The following is a 712-nucleotide window of genomic DNA, read 5'->3' as shown; positions in this document are numbered from 1 at the left end:
GCGTACGGATGTGTCGGGGGATCCGACGTTCGTGGAGTTGTTGGCTCGGGTGCGTGAGGCCGATCTGGCGGCCTTCGACCACCGTGACGTGCCCTTCGACCGTGTGGTGGAAGCACTGGCCCCCACCCGGTCGTCGGCGCACCACCCGCTGTTCCAGGTCATGCTCGTGCTCCAGAACAACGCCGGGGCGGTTCCGGACCTACCGGGTCTGGACGTCGCGATGGAGCTCCGTTCCATGGGCACGTCCAAGTTCGACCTCACCCTCGACCTCGGCGAGCGCGTCGACGTCGACGGTGGGCCCGGGGGGATCCGGGGGACCCTGGAGTACGCGGTCGACCTGTTCGACCGTGACACGGCGGAGGCGCTGGTGGCCCGGTTGGAGCGGGTGCTGACCGCCGTGGCCGCGGAGCCTCGGGTACGGGCGGGACGGATCGACGTCCTCTCCGCCCAGGAGCGGCAACGAGTCCTGGTGGACTTCGGCGGCGCGGGCACCGAGCTCGTCGCGGATCGCACCCTGCACCGGGTGTTCGAGGAGTGTGCGGCGTCTGTGCCGGATGCCGTGGCGTTGGTGTTCGGGGGTGATCGGGTCTCCTATGGGGAGTTGAATGCTCGCGCGAACCGGTTGGCCCGGTACCTGGTGGGTGAGGGTGTGCTTCCGGGGCGGTTGGTGGGGGTGTACCTGCCTCGGGGTCCCGAGATGGTGGTGGCGTTG

The 712-nt window shown here is 69.7% G+C and carries 1 protein-coding gene; it reads left to right on the top strand.

Annotated elements, in window-relative coordinates:
• Window positions 1-10 precede the first annotated feature (10 nt).
• Window positions 11-712 (top strand): condensation domain-containing protein (locus tag DSY14_RS27965; RefSeq protein WP_307851360.1); only part of this gene is annotated, 702 nt, incomplete at its 3' end.

The sequence above is a fragment of the Nocardiopsis sp. MG754419 genome (assembly GCF_018207095.1).
Classification (GTDB): Bacteria; Actinomycetota; Actinomycetes; order Streptosporangiales; family Streptosporangiaceae; genus Nocardiopsis.
This window is presented reverse-complemented; position numbering and strand designations above follow the sequence as displayed.